Source organism: Actinomadura soli, assembly GCF_005889715.1.
GTDB classification, from domain to species: Bacteria; Actinomycetota; Actinomycetes; order Streptosporangiales; family Streptosporangiaceae; genus Spirillospora; species Spirillospora soli.
Genome location: NZ_VCKW01000333.1, coordinates 1 through 7,363 on the forward strand (window position 1 = coordinate 1; position 7,363 = coordinate 7,363).

A 7,363-nucleotide genomic window follows, 5' to 3' on the forward strand; every position below is an offset into this window, starting at 1 on the left:
CCCCCCGGGGAATTCTCTTCGGTCACGAATCCAGCTCCTTCAGCATCTCGTCGCGGAATCGCAGCGTGGTGATCAGTTCGGTGACGGCCCGCGGGACCGCCGGTTCCAGGACGTCGAGGCGGGACGCGGCGGCGGGGTCGAGCCGCTGGTCGGCGAGCCGGCACAGCTGCGTGATCAGGTGCTCGTCGCGCCGGGTGTGCCGCTCGGCCGACGCGGCGAGCGTCGCGACGACCGCCGACGCGAGCGCGCCCGTCCACGGCCCGGGGACGCGCTCCAGCACCCGCAGCAGGTCGGGCCGCCCCTCCACCCACCGGATCAGGCCGGCCGCCGCCGCGTCGCGCTCCGCCTCCGGCAGGACGGACAGCAGGTCGGCGAGCGCCTCCGGCTCGTCCACCATGACGCCGCCCTTGAGGAGCGCCCGCGCCCATTCGGCGTCGTGCTGGCCGAGCGCGGCGCGGGCCCACCCGATGTGGACGTCCCGCCCGTCCGACTCCTGGTCGTCCTGAGGGGCCGACCCTCCGGCGACGCCGATGGGCAGGCACACGATCTCCATCGGCGGCAGCGCGAACAGCTCCGTCCAGGTCGACAGGGGCGTGCGGGCGAGGATCTCGCGCAGCCACGCCGCCCGCGTGCCCACCGGCGCGCCGCCGCTCCTCGGCGCGAACGACCCGCTCGGATGGAACGGGACGCCGTCGCGCGCCAGGTCTTCGCCGTGGGCCGGCGGGGGTTCGACGCGGATCCAGGTCTGCTTCCGGCCGCGCGCGACGCGCGTCTCGGCGGTGAGGCAGGCGCGGGCGCGTGCGGCCATCCGCTCCCCGTACGCGGACCCGGGCATGCGGGCCAGCAGGTCGGACGCGAGCTGCCGGACGTCCTTGCCGCGGTCTTCCAGCGCCGATTCGAGGAATTCCTCGTCGGCCAGAGTCAGCCCGTGCGCGAAGGTGGCGAGGAAGGCGGCGCGGTCGGGCGCGGGCTCCGTCGCCCACGTCTCGCGCAGCACCTCACGCGCCTTCCCGGGATCGGTGCCGCGGAGCCTGGTCAGGTAGGCCACGCGCCGGTTGCGCGTCCCCGTCTCCCACACCTCGGGGCCGCCGCCGGGGTCGTCACCGGAGCCGACCAGGTACGCCCAGTCGGTGTTCTGCAGGGCCAGCCACACGCCGCGCCGCCCGGCCGCCCGCGCGATCGACGGCCGCAGCACCCGGTCGCCGCGCCCGCGTTCCAGCAGGTCGGGCAGTGACTGCGCGGGCACCCGGAGGCCGCGGCCGGCCGCCGCGTCCAGCCATTCGGGCAGCACCCGGATCTGCTCGCCGCTCAGGATCCGGCGCAGCCGCGCCGCCGCCGGGCCCGGCACCACCGGGACGTCCTCCACCGGGGCGAGCGCCACCGGCTCGGGCGCCTCGACCGAAGGGACCCGGCCCGCCCGGCGCCGGACGGCCAGCACCGCCGCCTGGTCGAGCAGCCGCCCCGCCAGGTCGCCGGTGTCGGGGGCATCGGGCAGGACGGGCGGGTCGCGGCGCTCCGTGCCGAGCAGCGCGGCCGTGACGTGCTCGTTCCACGCGGTCACAGGACCACCGACCCCTCGTCGTCGTGCCATGCGGCCAGCGGGCGCAGGCCGCGCGGGCTCCACTCGCCGGCGATCGTCACCGGCCCGCCCCCCGACAGCGCGAGCAGCCGCCACGGGTCGCCCAGCCGGAGCGGCAGGGCGCCGCCGGCGCCGTCGACCACGGCCAGGCCGCCGCCCGCGGCGCGGGCCAGGCGGACGTTCTCCAGCGTCGCGGGCCAGCGGTCGAGCCACGGATCTCGCGCGACCGCCGCGGCGTGCTCGTCCAGGAACCCCTGGACGGACGTCCCTTCGGGCCTGCCCTGCGCCACCGCGCCGTGCCGCTCGGCGACCAGGGCCCGCAGCGGCGGCGACCCCGGATAGTAGGCCAGCTCCGCATCGATCTCCGTGCCCACGATGAGCGACGCGTCCAGAGACGTGCCCGGCGCGGCGAACGACAACACCAGCGCGGGACGCCGCGTCCGCCGCCCCAGCAGCCATACACGGCGCGTCGTCAGGAGGTCCTGCGCGGTGTCGCGCGAACCGGTCACCCACCACCGGTCTCGAACGCGCTCCCCGGCGGCGAGCACCTCTTCCTGCGGGACGGTGAACCCCACCCGCGACCGGACGGTGTCGCGCAGCCCCTCCGGCAGTTCGTCGCGCCGCCCGTACGCCCGTACCAGCAGCCGCAGCAGCGCGTACTCCTCCAGGAGACGATCGGGCCAGCCGGGCTGCCGGGGAATCGCCGCGAGGCCCCTGACCTGCCCGGCGAGCGAACCGGCCTGCGCGTCGACGAGCCGCCGCGCCGCGTCGTCCCACAGCCGGTAGGACGCCTTCTCCGCCTGCGCGAGGCCGTGCGCGACCTGGTCGCGGAGCCACTGGTCGAGCTCGGCGAGCCCGTCGTCGACGCGGCGCTCCCGCCGCTCCACGGTCTTCGGGTCCTTGGTCTTGGCGGCCGGCACGGCCTTGCGCCGCGCCGCCTTGTCGGCGCGCTCGCGCCGCTCCTCGATCCACTCGGCCGCCCATCCCGGACGGGGCCCGGTGTCGACCGTGCCGTCGGCCCAGAGGAGCAGCAGCCCGAGGGCGTGCTTGCAGGGGAACTTGCGGCTCGGGCACGAGCACCGGAACGCGGGCTCGGTCAGGTCGGCGCACGTCCGGTAGGCGGACTTGCCGCTGCCCTGGCACTCGCCCCACACGGCCTCGCCGTCACAGCCCGTCGCGGCCCACTTGCCGGGCTTCGCGACGCCGCCCGCCGCCTTCGCGGACGGCGCGTCGGGCGCGAGGCCCAGCACCTGCTCCCGGTCCCATCGATCGCTCACACCATCGAAACTATCGGCGCCCTAGGACAGTCCACCCGGCGAACGCGCCGGCCGTCGCTCAGGGCGCGGACGGGGCGGAGAAGTCGGGCAGGGACAGGCCGTCCGGGACGAGGAGCGCGCCCCCGGCCAGCAGCGCGAGCAGCGCGACCGCGCCGAACAGGCCCACCCATGCCAGGCCCGGGACGCCGGTGAGGTTCGCGAGCTGGTCGGCGTCCGAGCTCGGCGCCATCCGCTGGGTGCGCATCCGCTGGAGCTCGACCACCGGACGGGTCGCCGCGAGCAGCAGGAACCAGGCCGCCAGATAGGCGAACCCGGCCTGGACCTCGGCGCTGCCCAGCCACGACACCGCGAAGATGACCGCCCCGGTGACGACCACCGACAGCGCGCCGTAGGCGTTGCGGATCATGACGAGCATCCCCGCGAGCAGCGCCAGCGAGAACCACAGCATCAGCGTGATGCGGCCGTCCGCGAGGAGCAGCGCGAAGAACAGGCCGAGCAGCGGCGGCGTGAGGTATCCCGCCATCGCGGTGAAGATCATGCCGGGGCCGTGCGGCTTGCCGCGCGAGACGGTCACGCCCGAGGTGTCGGAGTGCAGCTTGATGCCGTCCAGCTTCCGGCCGGTGACCAGGGCGATCAGCGCGTGCCCGCCCTCGTGCGCGATCGTCACCGTGTTGCGCGCGACCCGCCACGTGGGCCCGTGGACGACCGAGCCGAGCGCCACGACGCCGACGAGGACGACCAGCCACAACGGGGGGTCGGGCTGGGTGCCCGTCACGCGGTCCCACAGGTCGCCGATGCTGATGTCGTCCACGTCCACCCCGGAAGTCGTCGTCGCGATGCCCAACCTTAGGACGTCGCGGATAACGTTCGCGTTCGGATCAGCGCGCTCCGGATGCGGAGGAACCGGCCGTGAGGGGCGAATGTGATCAATGTCATGGGGACCCGCCCGTAACCCGCGATGTTACAGCCGATCACCAGGCGAGATCTTCGTGAATCCCGCTCCGCTATGCCGCTGATTACCGTTATGGTGCCCTTCGCGCCGTGGTTCGGGGGTACGGGCACGGCGCGACGAGAGGGTGACGGGGATTGAACGGGGACCGATCCTCCGCGCCGGCCACGGGCCGGCGCGGATTCTTCCAGTATTTCCGGCGAGACCGCCTGACCGGCCAGATAACGGCCGGGCTCGTCGGAGTGCTCTGCGTGAGCGCGCTCGTGTACGGGGTCGGCACCGCCAGCGCGCGGTACAGGCTCGCGGACGTCGGCGCCTGGCTGAGCGCGAGCGCCAAGGGCATGGTCGTGCACGCCAACGGCCTGGCGGGCAAGGTCGACGGCAAGGCGGCCGTGGTGCCGCAGATGCGCGGCCATCACATCAAGGTCGTCCAGGACGGCACGACGGTGCTGCTGGTGGACGAGGACACCGGCGTCGTCAGCCGGATCGACCCGTCCCAGCTCACGATCACGGGCAGCCGCCCGGTCGGCGGGCCGGGGCTGCAGGTCCTCGCCGGCGCCGGGGCCGCGTACACGATCGACGCGGTCAAGGGCGCCGTCCAGCGGATCGACCCGCTGCGGCTGACGCCGATCGGCCCGTCCACGACCCTGACCGCGCCGCTCGGGCAGGCGGGCATCGACGCCGACGGGGCGCTGTGGGTGCCCGTCCCGCAGGCGGGCGAGGTCGTCCCGTTCCGGAACGGCGGCAAGGGCGCGCCCGTCGCCGCGGGCAGGCCGGGCGACCGCCTCGCGCTGACCATCGCCGCCGGACGGCCCGTGATCGTCGACAGCACGTCCGCGACGGCGCTGATCGTCCGGCCCGAGGGCACGCAGCGGATCACCCTGCCCGCGCCCGTGGCCAAGGCCCGGCACGGCGTCAAGGTCCCGGCCGTCGCCGACGGGCAGATCGTCCCCATGCTCGGCGCGGGCGGCGCGCTGTACCTGCTGGACACCGGCGTCGGACGCGTCGAGTCGGTCGCGCTCCGCGTGCCGGACCACGCCTTCGAGCCCCCGCACGTGCTCGGCCCCCGCGTCTACCTGCCCGACCGCACGTCCGGGCGGCTGCTGATCTTCAACACCGACCGCAACGCCTGGGAGCGCCCGCTCGCGGCCGCCCGTCCCGGCGGCGCGATCGAGGTCCTCGTCCGCGACCACATGCTCTGGGTCAACGACCCGAACGGCGCGATCGCGTTCGCGTTCGACTCGAACGGCGGCGTCAAGCGCATCAAGAAGTACGAGGACAAGATCCCGGGCGGCGCGCGGCGGCCGCTGCCCGTCCAGGCGAACCCCGGCAACGGCCAGGGCAACCGCAACGGCGCGGGCGGCGGTCGCGGCGGCTCCAACGCCGTGCCCCCGCAGGGCAGGCCGCCGGTGAAGAAGGACCCGAGCGCGCCCGACCCGCCGACGCCCGCGGCGTCCGGGGACAACGGCTCGGTCAACGTGCGCTTCACCCCGGCCGCGCAGCCGCAGGGCGTCTACCCGGTGACGAGGTTCGTCCTCCTCGACCGGTCGGGCGGCCCCGTCGCCGCCGCGAGCCCGGCCGAGTTCCCGGCGAACAGCCCCGGCGGAACGTTCAAGGTCGCCGGCCTGACGTGCGACACCACCACCCACATCTACAAGGTCGCCGCCGAGTACAAGGGCAAGGACGGAAGGCCCGCCTACAGCGAGTCAGGCGAGGTCGGCGCCACCGCCTGCACCGCCCCGGGCCCGCCCACCGCACTGCGGGCAACGCCCGTCAACCACGGCGCGGACCTGACCTGGGGCCGCTCGTCCGGCTACGACGTCACCTACGACATCGCCTGGCAGGGCGGCTCGGCCCATGGCAAGAACACGTCGCACCAGGTCAGGGGCCTGACCAACGGACGGACCTACACGGTCACCGTGACCGCCCGCAATGGCGCCGGCTCGTCCACGGCGGTGAGCGGGACCGCGGACCTCGACCCCGCCCCGCACGCGAGGAACTACAACGGGCACCACAACAACAGCACCACGACCAATCTTCGCTCCGGACCGGGAACGAACTATCCGCAGGACGGCGAGTTCCCGCAGGGCTTCACCGGATCGGTGAAGGTGATCTGCCAGCAGCAGGGCACCAACGTCCCCGATGCGAGCGACCCCAGCCGGAAGAGCGGCATCTGGGACAAGATCGAATACGGCGGCAAGGTGCGCTGGGTCAGCGACCTGTACGTGGCCACCCCCGGCTCGAACTCGGGGACCTTCTCCTCAACGCTCTGGGGGTGCGTCTGATGTCCGAGACCGCGGGGATGGACGCGGAGGCGCTGGCGGGGCGGTTCGCGCAGATGTTCGGGGCGCTGGCGGGCAACGTCGAGCGGGTCGTGCGCGGCAAGCGGGAGAAGGTGGAGCTGGCGCTGATCTGCCTGCTCTCCGAGGGCCATCTGCTGGTCGAGGACGTCCCGGGCGTCGGCAAGACGACGCTCGCGCGGGCGATGTCGGCGTCGGTGGAGGCGAAGTGGGCGCGGATCCAGTTCACGCCCGACCTGCTGCCCAGCGACATCACCGGCGTGTCGATCTTCAACCAGGGGACGAACGCGTTCGAGTTCCACGCCGGTCCGATCTTCGCGAACCTCGCCGTCGCGGACGAGATCAACCGCGGCTCGCCGAAGACGCAGTCGGCGCTGCTGGAGGTCATGGAGGAGCGCCGGGTGACGGTGGAGGGCACGCCGCATCCGGTGCCCCGCCCGTTCATGGTGATCGCGACGCAGAACCCGGTCGACATGGACGGCACGTACCCGCTGCCGGAGGCGCAGCTCGACCGGTTCCTGATGCGGATCTCCATGGGCTACCCCGACCACCAGGCGGAGGTGGCGCTGCTCGCGGGCGCGCCGACCGGGGCGATGCTCGACCAGATGCCGCCGGTGATGGCCCGCGAGGACCTCGCCCGGATGATCGACTTCGCGCAGCGGCTGCACGTCGCGCCGCCGCTCTACGACTACGTGGTGCGGGTGGTCGCGGTGACCCGCGACCATCCCGACCTGCGGCTCGGCGCGAGCCCGCGGGCCAGCATCGCGCTGCTGCGGGCGGCGCGGGTGCGGGCGGCGGCGGCCGGCCGGTCCTACATCGTCCCGGAGGACGTGAAGGCGCTCGCGGTCCCGGTGATCGCGCACCGGCTGATCGTGACGCCGGAGGCGGAGCTGCGCGGGCGCGCGGGCGCGGACATCGTCGCCGAGGCCCTGCAGAACGTGCCGACGCCGCAGGCCGCTCATGTCTGAGAAGCAGGTGTGAGGTGCTGACGCCGCTCGGATGGGGGACGGCGGCCGTGGCGGCGCCGCTGTACGCGGCGGGCTGGTGGCTCGGCTACCCGGAGCCCGCGATGCTCGCGGTGGCCGGGCTCGTCGCGGTGGCCGCCGCCGCGCTGTGGACGCTGCCGCAGCCGAAGCTGGACGTCCGCCGGGAGATCGCGCCGACGAAGGTGGAGCGCGGCGAACCGGCCGTCGGCGTCCTGCACGTGACGAACAAGGGGCGCGGCGCGCGGGGGCTCAGTGCGCATGACCCCGTATCC

The 7,363-nt window shown here is 74.4% G+C and carries 6 protein-coding genes; 3 read left to right on the top strand and 3 right to left on the bottom strand.

What is annotated here, in order from left to right; translation table 11 throughout:
* Positions 1 to 22: 22 nt before the first annotated feature.
* The 3 genes from ETD83_RS37105 to ETD83_RS37115 are packed head-to-tail and all read right to left on the bottom strand — an operon-like array spanning position 23 to position 3,673.
* Positions 23 to 1,561: a DUF5691 domain-containing protein gene (locus tag ETD83_RS37105; RefSeq protein WP_138649880.1), complete on the bottom strand. Its 1,539-nt coding sequence runs from the start codon at positions 1,559 to 1,561 to the stop codon at positions 23 to 25.
* Positions 1,558 to 2,856 (bottom strand): SWIM zinc finger family protein, encoded by a 1,299-nt coding sequence (locus ETD83_RS37110; protein ID WP_138649881.1) that lies wholly within the window; start codon positions 2,854 to 2,856, stop codon positions 1,558 to 1,560. Before ETD83_RS37110 ends, ETD83_RS37105 begins: the two co-directional genes overlap by 4 nt.
* 58 nt (positions 2,857 to 2,914) lie before the next feature.
* Positions 2,915 to 3,673, bottom strand: coding sequence for a M50 family metallopeptidase (locus ETD83_RS37115; protein ID WP_230421439.1), 759 nt, complete (start codon positions 3,671 to 3,673; stop codon positions 2,915 to 2,917).
* Positions 3,674 to 4,056: 383 nt separating this feature from the next.
* Between ETD83_RS37115 and ETD83_RS45600 the strand changes: the two genes are divergently transcribed.
* The 3 genes from ETD83_RS45600 to ETD83_RS37130 form a co-directional block, all read left to right on the top strand.
* The gene (locus ETD83_RS45600) at positions 4,057 to 6,090 is read left to right on the top strand and encodes a fibronectin type III domain-containing protein (protein WP_138649882.1); all 2,034 of its coding nucleotides are present in this window, start codon (positions 4,057 to 4,059) and stop codon (positions 6,088 to 6,090) included.
* Positions 6,090 to 7,073: an AAA family ATPase gene (locus tag ETD83_RS37125; protein ID WP_268920537.1), complete on the top strand. Its 984-nt coding sequence runs from the start codon at positions 6,090 to 6,092 to the stop codon at positions 7,071 to 7,073. Before ETD83_RS45600 ends, ETD83_RS37125 begins: the two co-directional genes overlap by 1 nt.
* Before the next feature lie 14 nt (positions 7,074 to 7,087).
* A partial coding sequence (locus ETD83_RS37130; RefSeq protein ID WP_205718089.1) for a hypothetical protein occupies positions 7,088 to 7,363 on the top strand: 276 nt, incomplete at its 3' end.